The sequence below is a fragment of the Nocardioides sp. genome, from assembly GCF_030149505.1.
Lineage (GTDB): Bacteria > Actinomycetota > Actinomycetes > Propionibacteriales > Nocardioidaceae > Nocardioides.
This window is the reverse complement of sequence record NZ_JASBRN010000013.1, coordinates 22,834-43,990: the sequence shown is the minus strand read 5'-3', so window position 1 is coordinate 43,990 and position 21,157 is coordinate 22,834. Positions and strand designations below refer to the sequence as shown.

The window sequence follows — 21,157 nt, the reverse complement described above, 5'->3', positions numbered from 1 at the left end:
GCACGGGTAGCGTCGTGCACGTCGAGGTCTTTCGGGTGGCTGGCGTAGGAACCGCCATCTTCGAAAGACCTCGACCCTTCTCACCGCAGCGACGCGCCGGCCCGACCGCGACCTCCGCTACACCCTCATCTGGGAAGAGCCGGTTTCACGCCCGCACAACCTGCAATCGCAGTCGGACTACCCCACCTCGACGGCGCACCCACGCCGACTCCGCGCTCGGGTCGCACCGGGTGGGAGTGGTCAGGCGGCCGGGTCGAGTTGGCGATGTGCCAGCAGGATCCTCCGTTGGTGCGGCGAGAGCCCGCGGCGCTGGGCGACGGTCTCCGTCGACGTCCAGCTCGGCGGGTCGTCGAGCGTCCACCGCCGTTCGGAAGCGGGCTGACGGGCCGCGCGGGCGTACGCGGAGCGCAGCCGGATCAAGAACCGGGTCGGCTCCTCGCCGGCGACCCGCTCGACGTACTCCAGCCCGTGGTCGCGCAGCAGCGCCTCGCGGGCGATGTCACGCCGTCGCTGATCCCGCTCGAAGTGGTGCCCGCCCTGGTACTCACCGACGACCCCGGCGGCCGGGTCGAAGAGGTCCGGGGTGATGAGGTGACGGCCATGGAGGTCGAAGATCGGCACGTTGCACCGCACGGGACCCAACTCGCCGGTCTGGGTCCAGAGCATCCGGAAGCGCACCTCCGCCGGCGACCAGACGTTCTCGTCGGCGAGCGACAGAGCGTCGCGGGCCTGCTGGATGCCGGTCCACCCCTTGCCTTCATCCACCCACGACCTGACCTCGGCCAGGGACACCAGGTCGTTGAAGCAGGCCATGTCGAGCGAGGTGACGGCGGCGACCACGGAATCCGCGTGGCGCATCTCGAAGGTCACGGCACGCACCGCTGTGGTGACGCTCAGCCCGTCCACCCGCTGGAGGTCCGAGGGCCGCAGCCGCTCCTTGGACTGCCGGATGCCCGCCGTGTGGTTGCGGTGGGTGCAGAGCACCGTGATCGGGATGTCCAGCGGCGAGCCCCCGACATCGGTGCCGGTGAACCACCGCCCCCCGAGCCACCTCAGGGCCGCCCATCCCGTCACCGCTCCGTCCTCCGGGACTCGGTAGGACGCCTCGACGATGCGCTGCTCCACGGATGCGGGCGGCTCGACGGGGCGGAACCACCCGGGGCCGACAGCGCGCCAGTACCTGCCGTCCACCTGACCCTTGGTGGGTCCCCTGTCACCCCGCGGGTCCACGCGGTAGGCCCGCTCGAGCATCGGCCGAGCGGGGTGCCACATCACCGGTTCGGGAAGAGGAGTCCTGGTTCGCATGGACCGACCTTGGCCCGCGGCGTGCTCTCAGCGGTGAGCACGAGGGCCGTCTGGGGACGAACCACCCATCCAAGGCGGCTGTGGACGGATGGGGGCCCGTCACGAAAGGAAGCCGGGATAGTCCGACTGCAATTGCAGGTTATGCCCGCGGCAAACCTGGAATGGCAGTCGGACTATCCCGGCTCGCGCCCAGCCTCAGCCGAACCGACCCGAGATGTACGCCTCGGTCGCCTCGTTGTCGGGGTTGGTGAACATCTTCTTGGTGGGGTTGAACTCCACCAGCTGCCCCGGCTCGCCGGTGGCCTTGAGGTTGAAGAAGCCCGTGTCGTCGGAGACCCGGGCGGCCTGCTGCATGTTGTGGGTGACGATGACGATCGTGTACTCGGACTTCAGCTCGTGGATGAGGTCCTCGATCGCGGAGGTCGAGATCGGGTCGAGCGCGGAGCACGGCTCGTCCATGAGCAGGACCTGCGGGCGCACGGCGATGGCGCGGGCGATGCAGAGGCGCTGCTGCTGGCCGCCGGAGAGGCCCATGCCCGGCTTGGAGAGGCGGTCCTTGACCTCGTTCCACAGGTTGGCGCCCTTGAGGGAGCGCTCGACGATGTCGTCGGCCTCGGACTTCTTCATCTTGCGGGCGTTGAGCTTGTTGCCGGCCAGGACGTTGTCGTAGATCGACATCGTCGGGAACGGGTTGGGCCGCTGGAAGACCATGCCGATCTGCCGGCGCACCGCCACCGGGTCGACCGAGGGGTCGTAGAGCGACTGGCCGTCGACGACGACCTTGCCCTCGACCCGGGCCCCGGGGATGACCTCGTGCATGCGGTTCAGGGTCCGCAGCACCGTGGACTTGCCGCAGCCCGACGGTCCGATGAACGCGGTGACCTGGCGTGCCTTCACGGTCATGTTGACCCCGGAGACGGCCAGGAAGTCGCCGTAGTAGATGTTCAGGTCGGAGACGTCGATGCTCTTCGCCATGGGTGGTAGCTCCTTGCGCTGTCTGGTCGCTGGTGGTCGGTGCGGTCTCAGCGACCGGTCTTGGGGCTGAAGAGGCTGCCGACCACGCGGGCCAGCAGGTTCAGCAGCATCACGATCATGATCAGGACGAGCGCGGCACCCCAGGCACGCTCGATCTGGAACGGGACGTACTCGGCGAGCCCGCCGCGGGTCGCCTCGCCGAAGATCAGCACCGGCAGGGTCTGCATGGCGCCGTCGAAGGGGTTGAAGTTCGTGCCGCGCAGGGTGCCGGCGATGAGCAGCAGCGGCGCGGTCTCGCCCGCGACCCGTGCCACCGCCAGGGTGGCGCCGGTGACGATGCCGCCGAGCGCGGTGGGCAGCACGACCTTGGTGATGGTGCGCCACTTGGGTACGCCGAGCGCGAGCGCGCCCTCGCGCAGCTCCTCCGGCACCAGCTTCAGCATCTCCTCGGTGGAGCGCACCACGATCGGGATCATCAGCACCGACAGGGCGATCGAACCGCCGATGGCGATGCGCGGCAGGGGCCCGAGCAGCAGCGTGAAGAGCGCGAGCGCGAAGAGGCCGGCCACGATCGAGGGGATACCGGTCATGACGTCGACCAGGAAGGTCAGCGTCCGCGAGAGCCGGTTGTTCTTCCCGTACTCCACGAGGTAGACCGCCGCCATGATCCCGATGGGGATCGAGATCACCGACGCGATCACCGTGATGATCAGGGTGCCCATGATCGCGTGGTAGATGCCGCCGCCCTCACCGAGGACGCCCTGCTGGGAGGCGGTGAAGAACTCCACCGACAGCGCCCCGGCGCCCCGCTCGACGACGGTGTAGATGACGGCGACGAGCGGCAGCATCGCCAGCGCGAAGGTGCTCCACACCAGGATCGTGACCAGGCGGTCCACCGCCTTGCGACCGCCCTCGATGAGGCCGGACCAGGTGGGCAGCGCGAGGACGAACAGGATCCAGCCGACCACCACCCAGCCTGCGATCGGCCAGGACAGCAGGAGGGCCGGCAGCCCGGCCAGGCCCCAGGAGACCGCCGCGGCCAGGGTGGTCGCGATCGACGGCAGCTGCGGCTTGGTCAGCGGGACGTGGGTGCTGAGGTCGGTGCTGGGGTCGGTGTGGAAGGGCTCGTGCAACGTGTCGGTCATGACTCCTCCTCAGGCCTTCGCCCGGCCCCGGGCCGCGAGGTAGCGGCCCAGGAAGTTGACGGCGAAGGTCACCAGGAACAGCACCAGACCGCCGGCGATCAGGACGTTGACCTTGGTGCCGGAGGCGTTGGCGTAGTTGAGGGCGATGTTGGCAGCGATGGTCGAGGGGTTCTGCGAGGAGATGAGGTTGAAGGTCACGATCCCCGACGCGGAGAGCACCAGCGCCACGGCCATCGTCTCGCCGAGCGCCCTGCCCAGGCCGAGCATGACCGCCGACGTGATGCCGGAGCGGGCGTAGGGGAAGACCGCCATCCGGATCATCTCCCACCGGGTGGCGCCGAGCGCGAGGGCGGCCTCCTGGTGCATCACGGGGGTCTGCAGGAAGACCTCGCGGCACAGCGCCGTGATGATCGGCAGCGCCATCACCGCGAGGACGACACCGGCGGTGAGGATCGTGCGGCCGGTGGTGACCGGACCCTCGAAGAACGGCAGGAAGCCCAGGTTGTCGTGCAACCAGTCGTAGATCGGGAAGACCCAGCCCTGCAACGTCTCGCGGCCCCAGAGGCCGTAGACGACGCTGGGCACGGCCGCGAGCAGGTCGATGAGGTAGCCCAGGAGCCGGGCGATGCGCCGCGGGGCGTAGTGGCTGATCACCAGCGCCACACCGATGGACAGCGGCGCGGCGATGACCAGGGCGATGACGGCCGCCAGGACGGTGCCGAACAGCAGCGGCCAGATGTAGACGACGATGTTGTCCGCGCCGTACGCCTGCTCGCCGCTCGCACCGAGAGCCGGGATCGACTGCAGCACCAGGAAGATCGCGACGCCGGCCAGCGCCAGCATGATGATCATCCCCGCGCCCGTGGCGAGGCCGCGGAAGATCGAGTCACCGGCGCGGCCGGTGGATCCCTCCTCCTGCAACGGGTCGCTCGGCGGGGCCGGGTCGGCCTGGATCGTGGACAAGGGTTCTCCCTCTGCTGCCGTGGGGGATGTGGTGCGGTGTGCTCGGTGCAGTGGTCGCGGTGAAGGCCCCGGACCGTCCCAGGTGTCTACCTGGGCGGCCGGGGCCTCCGACGCTAGCGGCTCGGCCGCTCTTTCGTCAGCCGGCCGAGATCGTCTCGACGATGGCCAGCGCCTCCTCCTGGAGGCTGTCGGCCAGCGGCGCGGAGCCGGCCTCGCTGGCGGCGAAGTCCTGACCCTCGTCGCTGAGGATGTAGGAGAGGTACGCCTTGGCGACGTCGGCCTCGGCCTGGTCCTCGTACGACGGGCAGGCCAGCATGTAGCTGGTCAGCACGATCGGGTAGGTGCCGGACTCCTCGGTGTTGTAGTCGAGGTCGAAGATGAGCTGCTGCTCCCCGGCGTTGTCGGCCTGCGGGGAGACCTCGAGGATGTTGGCGGCCGCCTCCGGGGTGGGGCCGACGAACTCGTCACCGACACCGATGTTGGCCACGGCCAGGTCGCCGGCCTGCGAGGCGTCGGCGTAGCCGATGGCGTTCTGGCCGTCGGTCACGGCCGAGACGACGCCGGAGGTGCCCTGCGCGCCCTCGCCGCCGAACTCGCTCGGCCAGGTCTCGACCTCGCCGGCGGTCCAGGTGTCCGGGGTGCGCACCGAGAGGTAGTTGGTGAAGTTGCCGGTGGTGCCGGACTCGTCGGAGCGGTGCACCGCGTTGATCGGGGCGTCCGGCAGGTCGGCGTCGGCGTTGGTCTCCGCGATGGCCGGGTCGTTCCACTCGGTGATGTCACCGGCGAAGATCGCGCCCAGGGTCTCGGGGGTCAGGTTGAGCTCGTCGACACCGTCGACGTTGAAGATGACCGCGATCGGCGAGACGTAGTTGGGGATCTGGATCGGGGCGTCGCCGCCGCAACGCTCCGTGGCGTCGGTGAGCTCACCCTCGTCGTCGGTGAGGTAGGAGTCGCTACCTGCGACGATGTAGCCGCCGGCGATGAAGTTCTCGCGGCCGCCACCGGAGCCGACCGGCTCGTAGGTCATCGTCACGTCGGGCTGGACCTCGGTGAAGCCGGTGGTCCACGCCAGCTGGGCGGCCTCCTGCGAGGAAGCGCCACCGATCGTGTACTGACCGGACAGCGAGCCCGCCTCGACGCCGCCGGTCGACTCCTCGGCGTCGCCACCCTCGTTGGAGGCGGAGCAGGCGGAGAGGGCCAGGGCCAGGGCTGCCACGCCGGGCAGGACCGCGCGACGGATGGTGTGGGTCTTCACGAGAGTGTTCTCCTGATGGATGTTCGTGGGGGTGTCGGCGGCGACGCTAAGCAGGCCAGGTGACCGGCTCCGTGGCCGTCGGTGAACGCGGGGTGAACCCGGTCGACACGTTCGATGACGCGCCCCCGAGGTCGAGACGTACGTCACGTGAACTCGCCCCGGGAACGCCTTCCGGGTCTTGACGGGCCCGCCGTCGACGGGCCCGAGCGGGGCTCAGCCCACGAGGTGCTGCTCGGTCGCCACGACCCGGCCCCGGCGCAGGTGCACCACGACCATCTCGCCCGGCTCCAGCCCCGGATCGGGCAGCCCGAGCGCGGCGAAGACGCCCGGCAGCACGGGCCGGTGGCTGCACAGCACCGCTCCCCCACGGTCGACCTGCACGGCCTCGGCCAGGCGTCGGACGGTGCGCGTCACCCGGGCCGGGTCGTTGCCCTCCTCGGACAACTCGGGGCGCACCTCCAGGTCCAGGCCGACGGTCTCGACGTACGGCCCCACGGTGTCGTCGCAGCGCGTCGCGCCCGAGCTGACGACCCGCTCCACGTCGTACGCCGCCAGCACCGGCACCAGGCGGAAGGCCTGGTCCATGCCCGAGCGCAGCAGCGGGCGTGCGCGGTCCTCGCCGCGCCAGGCCTTGCGGGAGCGGGCCTGGCCGTGGCGCAGCACGACCAGTGCCTGGGTGGGCTTGCGCAGGGTCAGGGCGTCCTCGAGCAGCGCCCGGTCCCGGGCGTAGCTCAGCCGCTCCAGCGCCTCCGCGGCCGGCACCCAGGCGACCCGGTCGATCTCCGCGTTGGGCTCGTACGCCGTCACGTCGTCGTCCCCGACCACGCGACCCTGCCAGTAGTGGACGGTCTTCATCCGCCCGGCGTTCTCGTAGCGCATGGTCGTCAGCGGCGGCCCCAGGCGCACGTGCAGGCCGGTCTCCTCCATGACCTCGCGCACCGCGGCGGTGGTGGCGTGCTCCCGGGGGTCGAGCTTGCCCTTGGGGAAGGACCAGTCGTCGTACTTGCTGCGGTGCACCAGCAGCACCTCGCGCCCGGGGCGGAAGACCACGGCACCGGCGGCGACGACGTCCGCGAGGCGACGGGGCTGCGAGGCCATGCCCGTAGTCTCACACCCGTCCCCGAGGCAGGAGAGCACCGACCCTCATGCGCAGCCGCATCCTCATCACGTCCGCCGTGGCGCTCGTGCTGGTCGTCGGTGGGCTCGTCGCCGCCCGCCTGCTCCAGGGCCCCGGGTCCCCGCTGGAGCAGGCGGTCGCCCTCGCCCCGGCCGACACCCAGCGCTACACCTTCACCGACTGGGCCGCGGTGCGCGACGAGCTCGGGCTCGATGCCTCGGAGGACGACCTGGAGGCGCTCCTCGCCGACGGTTTCGACGCCGACCTCACCGCAGCCTCCGGGCTGGTGGGGTCCGCGCCGCTGCTCGCGGCGCAGTTCGGCTGGTCCCCCGCCACGGTCGCCTGGGAGCTGCTGGCGCAGTCGCCCCAGGGCGCGGTCGAGATCGTGGCCCTCGGCGACGTCGACCCCGAGACCGTCACCGACCGGCTCGCCGCGCTCGGCTACCAGGCTCCGGCCGAGGAGGACGGCGTGTGGGTCGGTGGCGCCGAGCTGCTGGCGCGGCTCTCCGCGCAGACCGGGCTGGTCGGCACCCCGACGCTGCAGTTCGTCGCCGTCGACGCCGAGGCCGGACTCGTGCGGGCCAGCGACCGCCAGCCCTTCCTGGAGCAGGTGCTCGCCGACGACGCCGAGCCGACCGAGGGCGTCGAGCAGGTCGTCTCCGCGCTCTCACAGCCGCCCACCGCGGCCGTGGTCTACACCGCCGACCAGGCCTGCGAGTCGCTGGCGATGGGCCAGGCCGACGAGTCCGACCAGGCGACCGCCGACGAGCTGGTCGCGCGCGCCGGCGAGCTCAACCCGGTCACCGGCTTCGCCATGGCGCTGCTGCCCGGCGGCGCCGTCGAGGTGCTGCTCGGCTTCGAGAACGACGAGCAGGCCCGGACCAACGCCGACACCCGGGCCGTCCTCGCCGCCGGCCCGGCGCCGGGCCAGGGCGGGGAGTTCGGCGACCGCTTCACCGTCGACGAGGTGAGCGCCGAGGGGTCGCTCGTGCGGCTCGCGCTGGACCCGGTCGACGGAGCGTACGTGCTGTCCGACCTGTCCTCGGGGCCGGTGCTGTTCGCTTCTTGCTGAGGCCCTCGCTGATGGCGTTGCGGCCGGGTTTGTCGGCTACCCGACAAACCCGGCCATCCCACGACAGAACTTCGTCGTCGAGCTGCCGGGTATCGACCACAACCCCCGGGACACCCGGAAGGTTCGTCGGCTACCCGACAATTCTCGCGACGTCGGACCCTCCCCCGCCCGCCGACCCTCAGCGGAACCCCCGCAGCCGCAGGCTGTTGCCGACGACCACGAGCGAGGAGACCGCCATGGCAGCCCCGGCGATCATCGGGCTGAGCAGCCCGGCGACGGCGACCGGGATCGCGGCGACGTTGTAAGCGAACGCCCAGAACAGGTTCGCCCGGATCGTGCCGAGGGTGCGGCGTGAGAGGCGGACGGCGTCGGCCGCGACCCGCAGGTCGCCCGAGACCAGCGTCAGGTCCGAGGCCTCCATCGCCACGTCCGTGCCGGTGCCGAGGGCGATGCCCAGGTCGGCGGCGGCCAGGGCAGCGGCGTCGTTGACGCCGTCGCCCACCATCGCCACGACCCGGCCCTCGGCCTGCAGCCGGCGGACCTCGGCGAGCTTGTCGCCGGGCAGCACGTCGGCCACGACCCGGTCGATCCGCACCTCGGCGGCCACCGCGCGGGCCGCTCGCTCGTGGTCACCGGTGAGCAGCACCGGCTCCAGGCTCAGCGCCCGCAGCCGCTCGACGGCCTCCGCGGAGGTCTCCTTCACGGTGTCGGCGACGACGAGCACGCCCCTCGCCTCGCCGTCCCAGCCGACCAGCACGGCCGTGCCGCCGCCGACGCGGGCGTCCTCGATCGCATCGGCCGCTGCCTCGCCGACGACCAGGCCGCGGGACTCCAGCAGGGCCGGCTTGCCGACGACGACGGCCCGCCCCTCGACGGTGCCCGTGACCCCCAGCCCCTCGTGGTTGGCGAAGCCGGTGACCTCGGGCCGCTCGCCGGGCCAGCCGGCGGCCACCGCACGGGCGACCGGGTGCTCGGACGCCGACTCCAGCGCCGCCGCGATCCGGCGTACGTCGTCCTCGGCCGCCCCGACGGGCACGACGTCGACCAGGCTCATCACGCCCGTCGTCACGGTACCGGTCTTGTCGAGCACCACGGTGTCGACGCGGCGGGTCTGCTCGAGCACCTCCGGCCCGCGGATCAGGATGCCCAGCTGCGCCCCGCGGCCGGTCCCGACCATGAGTGCCGTCGGGGTGGCCAGACCGAGCGCGCAGGGGCAGGCGATCACCAGCACCGAGACCGCGGCCGACAGCGCGACGGTCCAGCCCTCGCCGGCGACCAGCCAGCCGACGACGGTCAGCAGCGCGAGCCCGACCACGACCGGCACGAAGACCGAGGAGACCCGGTCGGCCAGCCGCTGGACCTCCGCCTTGCCCTGCTGGGCCTCCTCGACCAGGCGCGCCATCTGCGCGAGCGCGGTGTCGGAGCCGACCCGGGTGGTGCGCACGAGCAGGCGTCCGGAGGTGTTCAGGCACCCGCCGCTCACCTCGTCGCCGGGTCCGACGTCGACCGGGACGGGTTCGCCGGTGAGCATCGAGGCGTCCACGCCCGAGGCGCCGGACTCCACGACCCCGTCGGCGGCGACCCGCTCCCCGGGGCGGACCACGAGCAGCTCGCCCACGCCGAGCTCGTCGGCGCCCACGCGCACCTCACGGCCCTCGCGCAGGACGGTGGCCTCGGAGGCCGAGAGCGCGAGCAGGGCCCGCAGGGCGGCGCCGGCCCGACGCTTCGCCCGCTTCTCGGCGTACCTGCCGGCGAGCAGGAAGGTCGTCACGCCGGCCGCGACCTCGAGGTAGACCAGCGACAGCCCGTCGCCGCGCTCGGCGGTCCAGGAGAAGCCGTGGGTCATGCCGAGGTGGCCGGCGTCGCCGATCGTGAGCGCCGCGACCGACCAGGAGTACGCCGCGGTCACACCCAGCGAGACGAGCGTGTCCATCGTGACCGCACCGTGGCGCAGGTTGGTCCACGCGGCGCGGTGGAAGGGCCAGGCCGCCCAGGTGGCGACCGGGGTCGCCAGGGCCAGGGACCACCACTGCCAGGCATAGACCTGCAGGGCCGGCACCATCGCCATCGCGATGACCGGCACCGACAGCACGGCGGCCGCGACCAGCCGCACCCGTAGCGCGGCCGTCTCGTCCGGGCCGTCGCCCACGTGGGAGGCGGGCTGCGGGACGGCCGCGGAGTAGCCGGCGGCGGCCACGGTCTCCAGCAGCACATCGGTCGCGAGCCCGGCCGGGTAGACGACGTGCGCCTTCTCCGTGGCGTAGTTGACGCTCGCCTCGACGCCCTCGAGCTTGTTGAGCTTGCGCTCGATCCGGTTCGCGCACGAGGCACAGGTCATGCCGGTGACCTGGAGGTCGACCTGACGGACCTGGTCGGCGAGCGGGTCGGGGCCCACGCCGGTGTCGGCGCCTGTCCGGGTGTCGGTGCCCACGGGGATCAGGCCAGCTGGTAGCCGGCCTCGGTGACCGCGGCCTCGACGGCCTCACGGGTCAGCGGCTCGGCGCTCGTGACGACGACCTCACCGGTCTCCAGGGTGACGGCGACGTCCTGCACGCCGTCGACCTCCTGCAGCTCCTCGGTGACCGAGGCGACGCAGTGGCCGCAGGTCATGCCGGTGACGGTCCAGGTGGTGGTGCTGGTGCTCATGGGGTTCTCCTCGTCGTACGTCGTCAGGACCGGACCAGGCGCGCGACGGCGTCCATGGCCTCGGTCACCTTCTGCTCGGCCTCCTCGTCGGAGGAGCGGGCGGCCTGCACCACGCAGTGCCCCAGGTGCTCCTCGAGCAGCCCCAGCGAGACGGCGTGCAGCGCCTTCGTCATCGCCGAGACCTGGGTGAGGATGTCGATGCAGTACTGCTCCTCCTCGACCATCCGCTGCAGGCCGCGGGCCTGGCCCTCGATGCGGCGCAGGCGCTTGAGGTAGTCGTCCTTGCGCTGGATGTATCCGTGCTGGTGCTCGCTCACACTCATAGGGTACCCCCCTATGGTATTCACACAAGCCTCGAACAGGAGGGCGGGCCCGGGGCGCTCAGGCCTCGGTGCGCGGCTGCGGGACGACGCCGAGGATGGAGTCGATCTCCGCCTGGCTCAGGTGCTCGTCGCACTCGGACGCAGCGATGATGAGGTTGGTGGTCAGCTCGACCTCGCCGAGCAGGTCGGCGTCCTCGAGAGACACGTCGAACTGGTCGTGCACCCGGCCCTCACCTAACTTCTGGACGTCCATCGGCACCAGACTGCCCGAGCCACCACCCGGCCAAACACGCCGTAGGCAAAGTGATCCGTCCGGGTCCCTGCAACCACCCAGACGGACTACCAGGAGGTACGGACCACCTCGGTCCGCCGGGTTGGCGCGGGGCGGCGAGGGCCGTCGACACGGCCGCCCCCCGGCGTACGACGCGGACGGGCCCGGACGCGACGCGGGGCCCCAGCCGAACGGCTGGGGCCCCGCGCGTGGTGCGTCACCCGGAGGTGCGCGACCTCAGGTCAGATCGGGCGGACGTTCTCCGCCTGCGGACCCTTCGGGCCCGACGTGACGTCGAACTCGACCTTCTGGTTCTCGTCCAGGGACTTGTAGCCCTGGGTCTGGATCGCCGAGTAGTGAACGAAGACGTCGTCGCCGCCGTCCTCCTGAGCGATGAAGCCGAAGCCCTTCTCGGCGTTGAACCACTTCACGGTGCCCTGAGCCATTGTGCTCGTTACTCCTTTGTCGGGGCGAGAGCCGTCACCTCGACGGCCCACAACACATGCGGTGACACGTCGCTCCGACTTGCAATGGTCTGGGACCGGATGACACGAAGGAACGCCGTTGGATCACAAACTCCGCAGGCGTCTACCAGCTGGAACTTGCATCTGCTGCGGGCACGACATTACCGGTTTCGTGGTCGGCGCCAAGAGGACCTGCGGGTGAATTTCGCGGCGCGCCGGTGAAGATCTCGTATCGCGCGCGTGACCCGCGCCGCGCCCGCCGCGACGCCCCGGGTCGCGCCCCGTCTAGGCTGACGGCGGAGCGGTCACGCACCGCCCCGGGCCCCTAGCTCAATGGGCAGAGCAGGAGACTTTTAATCTCTTGGTTGTGGGTTCGAGTCCCACGGGGCCTACTGATCTCGTCTCCACCACTGTCGCTGTCGGTCGCGCACCGCAGGCGCACCTGTCGTGCCGGCCGACCCGGGGCCCGCGGACGTCATGCGGAATCCAGTCGCGACGTCCGGGCCGCTTCGCCGGTCGGCCGGCGATGCGTTCAGCCGCCGGTGACGTCGGACTCCGCGAGGGGCGCGAGCCCGTGCTCCATGCCCCAGGCGACGGCCTGGGCGCGGCGGGTGACCTCGATCTTGCGGTAGGCCGCCCGGATGTAGGTCTTGACCGAGTTGATCGACAGGTAGAGCTGCGCGCCGATCTCGGCGTTGGTGAGGCCCTGCGTGACCAACGAGAGGATCTCGGCCTCGCGGGGCGTGAGCTCGTAGTCGCGCTGCCGGGTCTTCTTGATGACGTTGAGCGGACCGTGGTCGCTGGGCATCCGGCGCATCGGCGAGACGTCGCCCCCGTCGGCCAGGGCCTCGATCGCCGACACCAGGTCGGAGGCCGGCAGGGCCTTGGAGAGGTGGGCGGCGAAGGAGCCGACGGAGTCGCCGTCGCGGTCGCGCCAGGAGTAGACGACCGCGGACTTCTGCGAGGCGCGCACGAGGTCGCGCAGCATGCCCTGCGAGGTGGGGGTCTGACGGACCGGCTCGTAGAGGATCACGTCGACCGAGGACGGCTTGGTCATCGCCGTGCCGAGGTCCAGGAGCGCGACCCGGCCGCCGAACGGTCCTAGCAGGCTGCGCAGGCCCGCCACCGACACCTCGAAGTTGTCGATGAGGGCGACACGCACTGGTCTCGAGCCACTCACCATTCGAACGTAGCCGTGCATCTGCCGATAAGCCCGGTCAGAACAGCGTTAATACGGGGTCAGTCACCCGGAATGATGAGGTTTCCACTGCTTGTGGAATGCCTGTGGAAAGACGTGTGGAATGTCGGTCGAATGTTATGGGAATTGTCCTGCCACGGGTGCATCGGATCGCGCCAGGGACCTCAGCCCCGAGGTGCGGCGACCGAGGTCATCCCGCGGCCGGTGTCGGTGCGTCGGGGCTCGGGCGGCAGGAAGCCGTGCTGGATCCCCCAGCTCACCGCCTGCGAACGACGGGTGAAGCCGAGCTTGCGGTAGGCGGTGCGGATGTACGTCTTGACCGAGTTGACCGACAGGTAGGCCCGCTCGGCGATCTCGAGGTTGGAGAAGCCCTGCGTGATGAGCGCGATCATCTCCGCCTCGCGCGCCGAGAGCCCGTGCTCCTGACCGGGCCAGGCGCCGTGCTCCCGCCCCTGGGTGTCCCCGGGCAGCACCCGCTGCCCCTCGGCCACCCGCACGACCGCGTCGGCCACGCCCTCACCGTCCAGCGTCTTCGACAGGTAGCCGGCCGCGCCGCGGCGCAGCGCCTCCGAGACCAGGCTGGGCGCCAGGTTCCAGCTGTAGAGCACGACCTTCGCGCCGGTCATGGCCGCGATCTCCTCCACGTCCAGCACGTTGCCCTGGGACTGGCTGAAGGTGTCGTAGAGGACCACGTCGCAGTCCCCCATCGGCGGCACACCGGTCGCGGTCGCCACGACGCGCACCCTGTCGACGTACGGCGCCAGCATCCTCGCCACGCCGGCGACGACGATCTCGTAGTCGTTGAGGACGGCGACGCGTACCGGTCCGGCGAGCTGTGTGCTCATCGATGGCCCCCCAGCCCTGGCTAGTGCTCGCGCAGGGCGTCGATGAGCTCGCCCTTGTCCATCGAGGAGCGACCCTCGATCTCCAGCTCCGAGGCGCGCTCGCGCAGCTCCTCGACCGTCCACTCCTCGTACGCCGGCGAGCCCCCGCCCTTCTTGCCCACCTCGCTGCGCGAGGAGGCCGCTGCGGCGTTGGCGATGCGGGCCGCCTTCTCCTTGCTGTTGCCCTCCTCGCGCAGGCGCTCGTAGAGCTCGGGGTCCTTGACGCTGGGACCGGGCGACTTCTTCTCGGGCACGGGAGCTCCTCCTCGAGCGGGGCTGGTGTCCGCTCCACGCTATGACCGTGCGGGCGTCCCCTCCACGCCCGGCCGGGTGGACGGGCGAGAGCCGCGTCCACAGGGGCTGTCGACGAATCGCGCCACGGGGGGTCCCGGCGTGGGAGACTCCGCCGCATGGACCGCCCGGATTCTCGGCCGGCTGGTCGTCCCCGTGACGCCGATGCCGACGACCGCATCATCGACGCCGCGCTCGCGGAGTACGCCGCCCACGGGCACGCGGGCTACTCCCTCAACGGGGTCGCCCGACGCGCCGGGGTCGGCAAGTCCTCGATCTACCTGCGCTGGACCGACAAGGAGTCGCTGCTCGTCGGCGCCGTGCATGCCCGGGCCGAGGCGCCCTCGGTCGACACCGGTTCCCTGCGCGGCGACCTAGAGGCGGTCGTGAGTTGGCTGCTGAGGCACTTCCTCAGCGAGGTGGGCTGGGTTGCGGTCCGGATCGCCATCGACGGTGTCGAGACCGACTCCCGTGCCCCCCGGCCGGAGAAGGTCGGAGCCCAGCACGCGCTGGTCATCCAGGACGTCTGGGAGCGCGCGGTCCGCCGCGGCGAGGTCGATCCGGGCCATGCCGGGACGTGGCTGAGGGTGACTCGGATGATGTACGGCGACCTGCTGCTCGACGCGATGCTGGACCGCGGCCGGCTGCGCCGGCTCGACGAGGACGAGCGGGCAGCCGAGGCCCGCGACCTGGTCGACCTGATGATGCGGCTGCTGGAGCGCTAGCGGCCGGACCGCTTGCGGCGGGGCTCCGGGCTCGCGGTGACCGCCGCCGGCGTGGGGCTGCCCAGCTCGAACTGGGTGTCCTTGGGCTCACCGGCCAGCGGGGCGACCGTCGCGTGGTACCAGCCCGGCAGCGCCCACTCGGTCAGCCGGCTGCACTCGGTGTCCGAGCGACGCCCGCCCCAGACCAGGTCGGTGGTCGTCTCGGTGTCGCGGCGCACGACGAGCTCGCGGGTGGGCACCGCGCGCGGGCACTCCCGGCTCGTCCAGATCTCGTCGGGGCCGGAGGTGATCTTCCAGGTGAAGGTCTTCGGGGAGAGCTCCCACGTGCAGGCCTCGGCCACGCGGGTCCGCAGCCGCAGGGTGACGGTCACGGGTCGCCCGGCGACTGCGGAGGACACCTCGGGCCGGACCAGGACGTCCTGCTCCAGGCAACTGCCCTGGGGCTCGGGGAGCGCGGGGGTCTTCTGCCGATCCTTGCCCCCGCCCTTGCCCTTCGCGTCGCCGCTCCGACCGGTCGAGGGCGCCGCGTCGGCCGCGTCGTCGGTCGGGAGGGAGGAGACCGGGGCCTCCCCGGTCGCTGCCGCGGTGGCGGCAGCGGTCGGCTCCGCGCCGGTCGTGGCCGCTCCGCTCAGGGAGACCTGGGCCGGCTCGTCCGCACCGCCGGTCACCGAGCGGGTCACCCCGGCGACGAGCGAGACCACCGCGCAGAGTGTCAGCAGCGCGTAGGCACGCCGCCGCCAGTAGACCGAGGCAGGGAGCGGTCCCCGGGTCATCTGCTGGCTCATGGGGCGCAGGCTAGCCAGCCGGCGGCGTCGTACCGGGGTGCCACTCCGAGGGCCACCGACCTCGCGCCAGAATGACCCCTGCCATGCCGACCAGCCCCCTCCACGCGCCCGTCCTGGAGTGGTACGCCGTCGCCCAGCGCGACCTGCCCTGGCGGCGGCCCGGGGCCTCGCCGTGGTCGGTGCTGGTGAGCGAGCTGATGCTCCAGCAGACCCCGGTCGCCCGGGTGCTGCCCGTGCACGAGGCCTGGCTCGAGCGGTGGCCGACGCCCACCGACCTCGCGGCCGAGCCGACCGGGGAGGCCGTGCGCATGTGGGGACGGCTCGGCTACCCCCGCCGTGCGCTGCGGCTGCACGCCGCAGCGGTGGCGATCGTGGCCGACCACGACGGCGAGGTGCCGTCCTCGCACGCGGACCTGCTGGCGCTGCCGGGCGTGGGCGAGTACACCGCGGCCGCGGTCGCCTCGTTCGCCTTCGGCCAGCGGCACGCGGTGCTGGACACCAACGTGCGGCGGGTGCTGGCCCGCGCGGCGTCCGGGGTCGCGCTGCCACCCCCGTCGATGACGCGGGCCGAGCGGGACCTCGCGGAGTCGCTGCTGCCCGACGAGGACGCCGTGGCCGCCACCTGGGCGGTCGCGGTGATGGAGCTCGGGGCGCTCGTGTGCACCGCGACCTCGCCGCGGTGCGCCGCATGCCCGCTGCGGGAGCAGTGCGCGTGGGTGCTCGCCGGCTCCCCGGCGTACGACGGGCCGCCGCGGCGCGCGCAGGCCTGGGCCGGGACCGACCGCCAGTGCCGGGGCCGGCTCATGGCGGTGCTGCGCGAGGCGCTCGGCGCCGTGCACGTCTCCGCGCTCGAGGCGGCCTGGGGACCCACCGAGCAGCGCGAACGCTGCCTGGCCGGGCTGGTCGCCGACGGGCTGGCCGTGCAGGTGGGTCCGGAGACCTACGCGCTCCCCTGACCCACCGCCGAACCGTCAGGAAACCCTCGACCCGTCACTTCCGAACCGGGGTGAGGTTCGGAGATGACGGGTCGAGGGTTCGGAACTGACGGTTCGGCGGTGCCTACTCGGTCGGCCCGGACTTCTTCACGTCCGGGGCGCCGCCACCCTCGTCGCCGGGCTCGGAGGCGCCGGCGGGCTCGAGCGGGGGCACGTCGGGCAGGGCCGCGACCTTCTGGCCCTTGAAGGTGAAGGTGCGCGCGGCACCCTCGCCCTCGACGCCGACCAGCACGATCTGGCCGGGGCCGACCTCGCCGAAGAGCATCTTCTCGGCCAGGACGTCCTCGATCTCGCGCTGGACGGTGCGGCGCAGCGGCCGGGCACCGAGCACGGGGTCGAACCCCTTGTCGGCCAGCAGGTCCTTGGCGTCCTGCGTGAGCTCGAGCTGCATGTCGCGGTCGCGCAGGCGCAGCTCCACGGCGGCGATCATGTTGTCGACCATGTGGATGATCTGGTCCTTGCTCAGCGGCGGGAACACGATCACCTCGTCCACACGGTTGAGGAACTCGGGACGGAAGTGCTGCTTGAGCTCGTCCTGGACCTTGCCCTTCATCCGCTCGTAGGAGCCGGCCGCGTCGCCACCCTGGTTGAAGCCGAGGTGGACCGACTTGGCGATGTCGCGGGTGCCGAGGTTGGTCGTCATGATGATGACGGTGTTCTTGAAGTCGACGACCCGGCCCTGGGAGTCGGTCAGGCGACCCTCCTCCAGGATCTGCAGCAGGCTGTTGAAGATGTCGGGGTGGGCCTTCTCCACCTCGTCGAAGAGGACCACGGAGAACGGCTTGCGGCGCACCTTCTCGGTGAGCTGGCCGCCCTCCTCGTAGCCGACGTAGCCCGGGGGCGAGCCGAAGAGCCGCGAGACGGTGTGCTTCTCGCTGAACTCCGACATGTCGAGCTGGATCAGCGCGTCCTCGTCGCCGAAGAGGAACTCCGCGAGCGTCTTGGACAGCCAGGTCTTACCGACACCGGACGGGCCGGCGAAGATGAACGACCCGCCGGGACGCTTGGGGTCCTTCAGGCCCGCACGCGTGCGCCGGATGGCGCGGGAGAGCGCCTTGACGGCCTCGTCCTGGCCGATGACGCGCTTGTGGAGCTCGTCCTCCATCTTGAGCAGCCGGGTCGACTCCTCCTCGGAGAGCTTGACGATCGGGATGCCGGTCGCGACCGCCAGCACCTCGGCGATCAGCTCCTCGTCGACCTCCGCGACCTCGTCCATGTCCCCGGAGCGCCACTGCTTCTCGCGCTCGGCCTTCTTCAGGATGAGCTGCTTCTCCTCGTCGCGCAGGCGCGCGGCGGCCTCGAAGTCCTGGCCGTCGATCGCGGCCTCCTTGCGCTGGCGGACCTCGTCGATCTTGTCGTCGTACTCGCGCAGGTCGGCCGGCGCGGTCATCCGACGGATCCGCAGGCGCGAGCCCGCCTCGTCGATCAGGTCGATCGCCTTGTCCGGCAGGAAACGGTCGGAGATGTAGCGGTCGGCCAGGGTCGCGGCCGAGACCAGCGCCTCGTCGGTGATGGTGACGCGGTGGTGGGCCTCGTAGCGGTCGCGGATGCCCTTGAGCATCTCGATCGTGTCGGCGATCGAGGGCTCGGGGACCTGGATCGGCTGGAAGCGGCGCTCGAGCGCGGCGTCCTTCTCGAGGTACTTGCGGTACTCGTCGAGGGTCGTCGCACCGATCGTCTGGAGCTCGCCGCGGGCCAGCATCGGCTTGAGGATGCTGGCGGCGTCGATGGCGCCCTCGGCCGCACCGGCCCCGACGAGGGTGTGGATCTCGTCGATGAACAGCACGATGTCGCCGCGGGTGCGGATCTCCTTCAGCACCTTCTTCAGGCGCTCCTCGAAGTCACCGCGGTAGCGGGAGCCGGCGACCAGGGCGCCGAGGTCGAGGGTGTAGATCTGCTTGTCCTTCAGCGTCTCCGGCACGTTGCCCTTGACAATGTCCTGGGCCAGGCCCTCCACGATCGAGGTCTTGCCGACACCGGGCTCGCCGATGAGGACGGGGTTGTTCTTCGTACGCCGCGACAGCACCTGCATGACGCGCTCGATCTGCTGGCCGCGACCGATGATCGGGTCGAGCTTGCCGTCGCGGGCGTCCTGGGTGAGGTTGCGGCCGAACTGGTCGAGCACCAGGCTCGAGCTCGGGGACTCGCCGCCGCCGGTCGTCGCGGCCTGCGCGGACTGGCTGGACTCCTTGCCCTGGAAGCCCGAGAGCAGCTGGATGACCTGCTGGCGGACCCGGTTGAGGTCGGCGCCGAGCTTCTGCAGCACCTGGGCGGCGACGCCCTCGCCCTCGCGGATCAGGCCGAGCAGGATGTGCTCGGTGCCGATGTAGGAGTGGCCGAGCTGGAGCGCCTCGCGCAGGGACAGCTCGAGCACCTTCTTGGCGCGCGGGGTGAAGGGGATGTGGCCGCTGGGCGCCTGCTGGCCCTGGCCGATGATCTCCTCCACCTGGGCCCGGACGGCCTCCAGGCTGATGTCGAGGCTCTCCAGGGCCTTGGCGGCGACGCCCTCGCCCTCGTGGATCAGGCCGAGCAGGATGTGCTCGGTCCCGATGTAGTTGTGGGAGAGCATGCGGGCCTCTTCCTGGGCCAGCACGACCACCCGGCGGGCCCGGTCGGTGAACCGCTCGAACATGCGCATCGCTCCTCAAGGATTCGGGGTCCCACGCGTGGTGGGGGACGTTCCTTCCAACCCCGCAGACAGCCTACGCGTTCCCTGTTGGCCCGAAAGGGCGTCTGCTGTGAGCGAACAGGCGCTCGGGCGGGCGGGTCACCCGCGGGCGTGCCGTGCGGGTCGAGGTGCGGGTCGAGGTGCGGGTCGAGGCCTGGAGACGCGGACCTGCGCGTGCCCGCACCTCGACTCGCACCTCGAGGCACACCTCGACCCGGCTCAGCCCTCCCCGGGCGTGACCAGCCCGTGCTCGTACGCCCAGACGACGGCCTGGACCCGGTCGCGCAGGGAGAGCTTGCGCAGCACCTCGGCCACGTGCGACTTGACCGTCTCGGTCGAGAGCACGAGGGAGGCGGCGATCTCGGCGTTGGACCAGCCGCGACCGAGCAGCCCGAGCACCTCGCTCTCGCGCGGCGTGAGTCCGTACGTCGCCGGGTCGGTCGGCCCCGCGGCCCCGGCTCGTGCGGGGAGCTCGGCGAAGTCGGCGACCAGCCGCCGGGTGACGCCGGGGCCGAGGAGCATCGAACCCTCGGCCACCATCCGCACCGCCTCGACGAGCCGCTCGGCCGTGACGTCCTTGAGCAGAAACCCGCTGGCGCCGGCGCGCAGGGCCGCGAAGACGTACTCGTCGAGGTCGAAGGTGGTCAGCACCAGCACCCTGGTGCCGCCGGCGGCGGTGACCTGCTCGGTGGCGGCGATCCCGTCGAGGACCGGCATCCGCACGTCCACCACGGCGACGTCCGGGGCCGTCCGGGCGACGAGCTCGACCAGCTCGGCACCATCGGCAGCAGTGCCCACGACCTCGACGCCCTCCGCGGCCGCCAGCACGGCAGCGAACCCGGCGCGCACGACGGGCTGGTCGTCAGCGACGACCACCCGGAGCGGACCCGGCTGGATCGAGGACTCAGCCACGTGCGCCCGCGGGGATCTCGGCCTCCACGACGAAGGAGTCGGCGACCGGCCCGGCGGCGAACCGGCCCTCCAGCGCCTCGACCCGCTCGCGTGCGCCGGTCAGCCCCCGTCCCGGTGTCGGGCTGCCGAGCGGCCGCCCGACGTCGGTGACCACCCGCAGCCACATGCCGCGCCCGCCGGGGCGGCAGGTCACCTCGACCGGTCGCCCCGGAGCGTGGCGGCGGGCATTGGTGAGCGCCTCCTGGACGACGCGGTACCCGGCGTACCCGACCGCCGGCGGGATCGTGTCGAGCCCGTCGGGCTCATGGGTCCAGCGCACCTGCTCACCCGAAGCGGCAGCCCGCTCCACGAGCGATGGGATGTCCGCGGCGCTGGGCTGCGGGGCGCGGGCCGGGTCCTCGCTCGCCCGGCGCAGGACTCCGAGCACACCGCGCAGCTCGTCGAGGGCGCGGCGGGCGTCCCCGGCGATGTCGGCCAGGACCTGGCGGCCGCCGGCACCGAGGTCCTCGACGGCGTACGGCGCGGTCTCGGCGCGCACCGCGATGAGGCTGACGTGGTGGGCGACGACGTCGTGCAGGTCGCGGGCGAGCCGGGCGCGTTCGTCGAGGACGGCGGCGTCGCGGGTCACCTGACCCTCACGTGCCGTGAGTGCGATCCTGTGCGCCGCGCTCCGCCTGGCCAGGTCAGCGACGAGGACGACCAACCCCGCGGCCACCACGTAGAGGCCCAGCGTGGCCAACCGCCGGCCGTCGGAGCCGTAGACGAAGTCGGCCTGGATCGTGCCGTAGACCTCGAGGCGCCTCCAGGGCAGCAGGATGACCGGGGCGACGACCAGCAGTCCTGCAGCTGTCAGCGCTGCTCCCCCCGGCCGGTCGCGCTGCCAAGCAATCGCACCACCCAGGAGGAGTGCGACGTGGACCGTGATCGGGACACCCGTCTCGGCGTAGAGCACGAGCAGCAGCGGAGCCAGTCCGATCCCCGCCGCCAGCCCGGTCCATCGGAGGGCGACGAGCGGGACCACCGCAAGTGCCAGTCCGCTGAGCGTCAGCAACCGGTCGCCCAGCTCGAACCACTCGCTGCCGTCCGTGGCTCGGAAGGGCAGCTGGTCGATCCCCTCGGTCCAGACCCAGAGCACGATCGCGAATCCGATGGCGAAGGCCACG

Annotated in this window: 21 protein-coding genes and 1 tRNA gene; 4 read left to right on the top strand and 18 right to left on the bottom strand. The window is 71.7% G+C overall.

Translation table 11 applies throughout. The features are described from left to right. Positions 1–240 precede the first annotated feature (240 nt). The 6 genes from Q1V71_RS02645 to Q1V71_RS02620 all read right to left on the bottom strand — a co-directional run bounded on the left by Q1V71_RS02645 (position 241) and on the right by Q1V71_RS02620 (position 6,741). Complete coding sequence (locus Q1V71_RS02645; RefSeq protein WP_300640400.1) at positions 241–1,191, bottom strand: hypothetical protein; 951 nt, start codon at positions 1,189–1,191, stop codon at positions 241–243. Between the two features lie 309 nt (positions 1,192–1,500). Continuing rightward, positions 1,501–2,280 carry a phosphate ABC transporter ATP-binding protein PstB gene (gene pstB / locus Q1V71_RS02640; RefSeq protein ID WP_300640397.1) on the bottom strand — a complete coding sequence of 260 codons (780 nt, stop codon included), beginning with the start codon at positions 2,278–2,280 and terminating at the stop codon, positions 1,501–1,503. Between the two features lie 47 nt (positions 2,281–2,327). Further along, positions 2,328–3,425 carry a phosphate ABC transporter permease PstA gene (gene pstA / locus Q1V71_RS02635; protein WP_300640395.1) on the bottom strand — a complete coding sequence of 366 codons (1,098 nt, stop codon included), beginning with the start codon at positions 3,423–3,425 and terminating at the stop codon, positions 2,328–2,330. Positions 3,426–3,434: 9 nt separating this feature from the next. Beyond that, positions 3,435–4,388: a phosphate ABC transporter permease subunit PstC gene (gene pstC / locus Q1V71_RS02630; protein WP_300640392.1), complete on the bottom strand. Its 954-nt coding sequence runs from the start codon at positions 4,386–4,388 to the stop codon at positions 3,435–3,437. Between the two features lie 136 nt (positions 4,389–4,524). Continuing rightward, positions 4,525–5,643, bottom strand: coding sequence for a phosphate ABC transporter substrate-binding protein PstS (locus Q1V71_RS02625; RefSeq protein WP_300640389.1), 1,119 nt, complete (start codon positions 5,641–5,643; stop codon positions 4,525–4,527). A 213-nt stretch (positions 5,644–5,856) separates the two neighbouring features. Then, complete coding sequence (locus tag Q1V71_RS02620) at positions 5,857–6,741, bottom strand: NUDIX domain-containing protein (protein WP_300640386.1); 885 nt, start codon at positions 6,739–6,741, stop codon at positions 5,857–5,859. 47 nt (positions 6,742–6,788) lie between these two features. Between Q1V71_RS02620 and Q1V71_RS02615 the strand changes: the two genes are divergently transcribed. Next, entirely contained in the window at positions 6,789–7,832 is a 1,044-nt protein-coding gene (locus tag Q1V71_RS02615; protein ID WP_300640383.1) for a hypothetical protein, read from the top strand. 178 nt (positions 7,833–8,010) lie between these two features. On the opposite strand, the gene Q1V71_RS02610 is transcribed toward Q1V71_RS02615, so the two are convergent. The 5 genes from Q1V71_RS02610 to Q1V71_RS02590 form a co-directional block, all read right to left on the bottom strand. Further along, positions 8,011–10,227: a cation-translocating P-type ATPase gene (locus Q1V71_RS02610; RefSeq protein WP_300640403.1), complete on the bottom strand. Its 2,217-nt coding sequence runs from the start codon at positions 10,225–10,227 to the stop codon at positions 8,011–8,013. Between the two features lie 41 nt (positions 10,228–10,268). Next, complete coding sequence (locus tag Q1V71_RS02605; protein WP_300640381.1) at positions 10,269–10,478, bottom strand: heavy-metal-associated domain-containing protein; 210 nt, start codon at positions 10,476–10,478, stop codon at positions 10,269–10,271. A gap of 23 nt (positions 10,479–10,501) precedes the next feature. After that, positions 10,502–10,801: a metal-sensitive transcriptional regulator gene (locus Q1V71_RS02600; RefSeq protein WP_300640378.1), complete on the bottom strand. Its 300-nt coding sequence runs from the start codon at positions 10,799–10,801 to the stop codon at positions 10,502–10,504. 58 nt (positions 10,802–10,859) lie between these two features. Then, positions 10,860–11,054, bottom strand: a complete 195-nt coding sequence (locus Q1V71_RS02595) for a hypothetical protein (protein WP_300640375.1) — start codon at positions 11,052–11,054, stop codon at positions 10,860–10,862. A gap of 260 nt (positions 11,055–11,314) precedes the next feature. After that, on the bottom strand, positions 11,315–11,518 hold the full coding sequence (locus Q1V71_RS02590) for a cold-shock protein (RefSeq protein WP_300640371.1): 204 nt from the start codon (positions 11,516–11,518) through the stop codon (positions 11,315–11,317). 337 nt (positions 11,519–11,855) lie between these two features. On the opposite strand from Q1V71_RS02590, the gene Q1V71_RS02585 reads away from it, so the two are divergent. After that, a tRNA-Lys gene (locus Q1V71_RS02585) sits at positions 11,856–11,928 on the top strand. 140 nt (positions 11,929–12,068) lie between these two features. Here Q1V71_RS02585 and Q1V71_RS02580 read toward each other — a convergent pair. From Q1V71_RS02580 to Q1V71_RS02570, 3 genes are all read right to left on the bottom strand, one after another. Continuing rightward, on the bottom strand, positions 12,069–12,698 hold the full coding sequence (locus Q1V71_RS02580) for a response regulator transcription factor (RefSeq protein ID WP_300640368.1): 630 nt from the start codon (positions 12,696–12,698) through the stop codon (positions 12,069–12,071). 200 nt (positions 12,699–12,898) lie between these two features. Continuing rightward, on the bottom strand, positions 12,899–13,579 hold the full coding sequence (locus Q1V71_RS02575; RefSeq protein WP_300640365.1) for a response regulator transcription factor: 681 nt from the start codon (positions 13,577–13,579) through the stop codon (positions 12,899–12,901). Between the two features lie 20 nt (positions 13,580–13,599). Further along, on the bottom strand, positions 13,600–13,872 hold the full coding sequence (locus tag Q1V71_RS02570; protein ID WP_300640362.1) for a Rho termination factor N-terminal domain-containing protein: 273 nt from the start codon (positions 13,870–13,872) through the stop codon (positions 13,600–13,602). A gap of 156 nt (positions 13,873–14,028) precedes the next feature. On the opposite strand from Q1V71_RS02570, the gene Q1V71_RS02565 reads away from it, so the two are divergent. Next, positions 14,029–14,634 (top strand): TetR/AcrR family transcriptional regulator, encoded by a 606-nt coding sequence (locus Q1V71_RS02565; protein WP_300640359.1) that lies wholly within the window; start codon positions 14,029–14,031, stop codon positions 14,632–14,634. Here Q1V71_RS02565 and Q1V71_RS02560 read toward each other — a convergent pair. Next, a complete protein-coding gene (locus Q1V71_RS02560) occupies positions 14,631–15,419 on the bottom strand; it encodes a hypothetical protein (RefSeq protein WP_300640356.1) in 789 nt (262 codons plus the stop codon). The two genes, Q1V71_RS02565 and Q1V71_RS02560, sit on opposite strands and share 4 nt — an antisense overlap. 83 nt (positions 15,420–15,502) lie before the next feature. Between Q1V71_RS02560 and Q1V71_RS02555 the strand changes: the two genes are divergently transcribed. Further along, the gene (locus tag Q1V71_RS02555) at positions 15,503–16,375 is read left to right on the top strand and encodes an A/G-specific adenine glycosylase (RefSeq protein ID WP_300640353.1); all 873 of its coding nucleotides are present in this window, start codon (positions 15,503–15,505) and stop codon (positions 16,373–16,375) included. Positions 16,376–16,478: 103 nt separating this feature from the next. Here the strand turns inward: Q1V71_RS02555 and Q1V71_RS02550 are convergent, their stop codons facing one another. The 3 genes from Q1V71_RS02550 to Q1V71_RS02540 form a co-directional block, all read right to left on the bottom strand. After that, the gene (locus tag Q1V71_RS02550; protein ID WP_300640350.1) at positions 16,479–19,046 is read right to left on the bottom strand and encodes an ATP-dependent Clp protease ATP-binding subunit; all 2,568 of its coding nucleotides are present in this window, start codon (positions 19,044–19,046) and stop codon (positions 16,479–16,481) included. Between the two features lie 255 nt (positions 19,047–19,301). Beyond that, positions 19,302–19,994 carry a response regulator transcription factor gene (locus tag Q1V71_RS02545; protein ID WP_300640347.1) on the bottom strand — a complete coding sequence of 231 codons (693 nt, stop codon included), beginning with the start codon at positions 19,992–19,994 and terminating at the stop codon, positions 19,302–19,304. Next, positions 19,987–21,156, bottom strand: coding sequence for a histidine kinase (locus Q1V71_RS02540; protein WP_300640344.1), 1,170 nt, complete (start codon positions 21,154–21,156; stop codon positions 19,987–19,989). The genes Q1V71_RS02545 and Q1V71_RS02540 overlap by 8 nt, the downstream gene beginning before the upstream one ends. Position 21,157 lies beyond the last annotated feature (1 nt).

What these genes read in the sequence shown, in the direction of transcription:
- pstB (WP_300640397.1), bottom strand. Translation starts at nt 2,280, where the DNA reads ATGGCGAAGAGCATCGACGTCTCCGACCTGAACATCTACTACGGCGAC.
- pstA (WP_300640395.1), bottom strand. Translation starts at nt 3,425, where the DNA reads ATGACCGACACGTTGCACGAGCCCTTCCACACCGACCCCAGCACCGAC.
- Q1V71_RS02620 (WP_300640386.1), bottom strand. Translation starts at nt 6,741, where the DNA reads ATGGCCTCGCAGCCCCGTCGCCTCGCGGACGTCGTCGCCGCCGGTGCC.
- Q1V71_RS02615 (WP_300640383.1), top strand. Translation starts at nt 6,789, where the DNA reads ATGCGCAGCCGCATCCTCATCACGTCCGCCGTGGCGCTCGTGCTGGTC.
- Q1V71_RS02605 (WP_300640381.1), bottom strand. Translation starts at nt 10,478, where the DNA reads ATGAGCACCAGCACCACCACCTGGACCGTCACCGGCATGACCTGCGGC.
- Q1V71_RS02600 (WP_300640378.1), bottom strand. Translation starts at nt 10,801, where the DNA reads ATGAGTGTGAGCGAGCACCAGCACGGATACATCCAGCGCAAGGACGAC.
- Q1V71_RS02595 (WP_300640375.1), bottom strand. Translation starts at nt 11,054, where the DNA reads ATGGACGTCCAGAAGTTAGGTGAGGGCCGGGTGCACGACCAGTTCGAC.
- Q1V71_RS02590 (WP_300640371.1), bottom strand. Translation starts at nt 11,518, where the DNA reads ATGGCTCAGGGCACCGTGAAGTGGTTCAACGCCGAGAAGGGCTTCGGC.
- Q1V71_RS02575 (WP_300640365.1), bottom strand. Translation starts at nt 13,579, where the DNA reads ATGAGCACACAGCTCGCCGGACCGGTACGCGTCGCCGTCCTCAACGAC.
- Q1V71_RS02565 (WP_300640359.1), top strand. Translation starts at nt 14,029, where the DNA reads ATGGACCGCCCGGATTCTCGGCCGGCTGGTCGTCCCCGTGACGCCGAT.
- Q1V71_RS02560 (WP_300640356.1), bottom strand. Translation starts at nt 15,419, where the DNA reads ATGAGCCAGCAGATGACCCGGGGACCGCTCCCTGCCTCGGTCTACTGG.
- Q1V71_RS02555 (WP_300640353.1), top strand. Translation starts at nt 15,503, where the DNA reads ATGCCGACCAGCCCCCTCCACGCGCCCGTCCTGGAGTGGTACGCCGTC.
- Q1V71_RS02550 (WP_300640350.1), bottom strand. Translation starts at nt 19,046, where the DNA reads ATGTTCGAGCGGTTCACCGACCGGGCCCGCCGGGTGGTCGTGCTGGCC.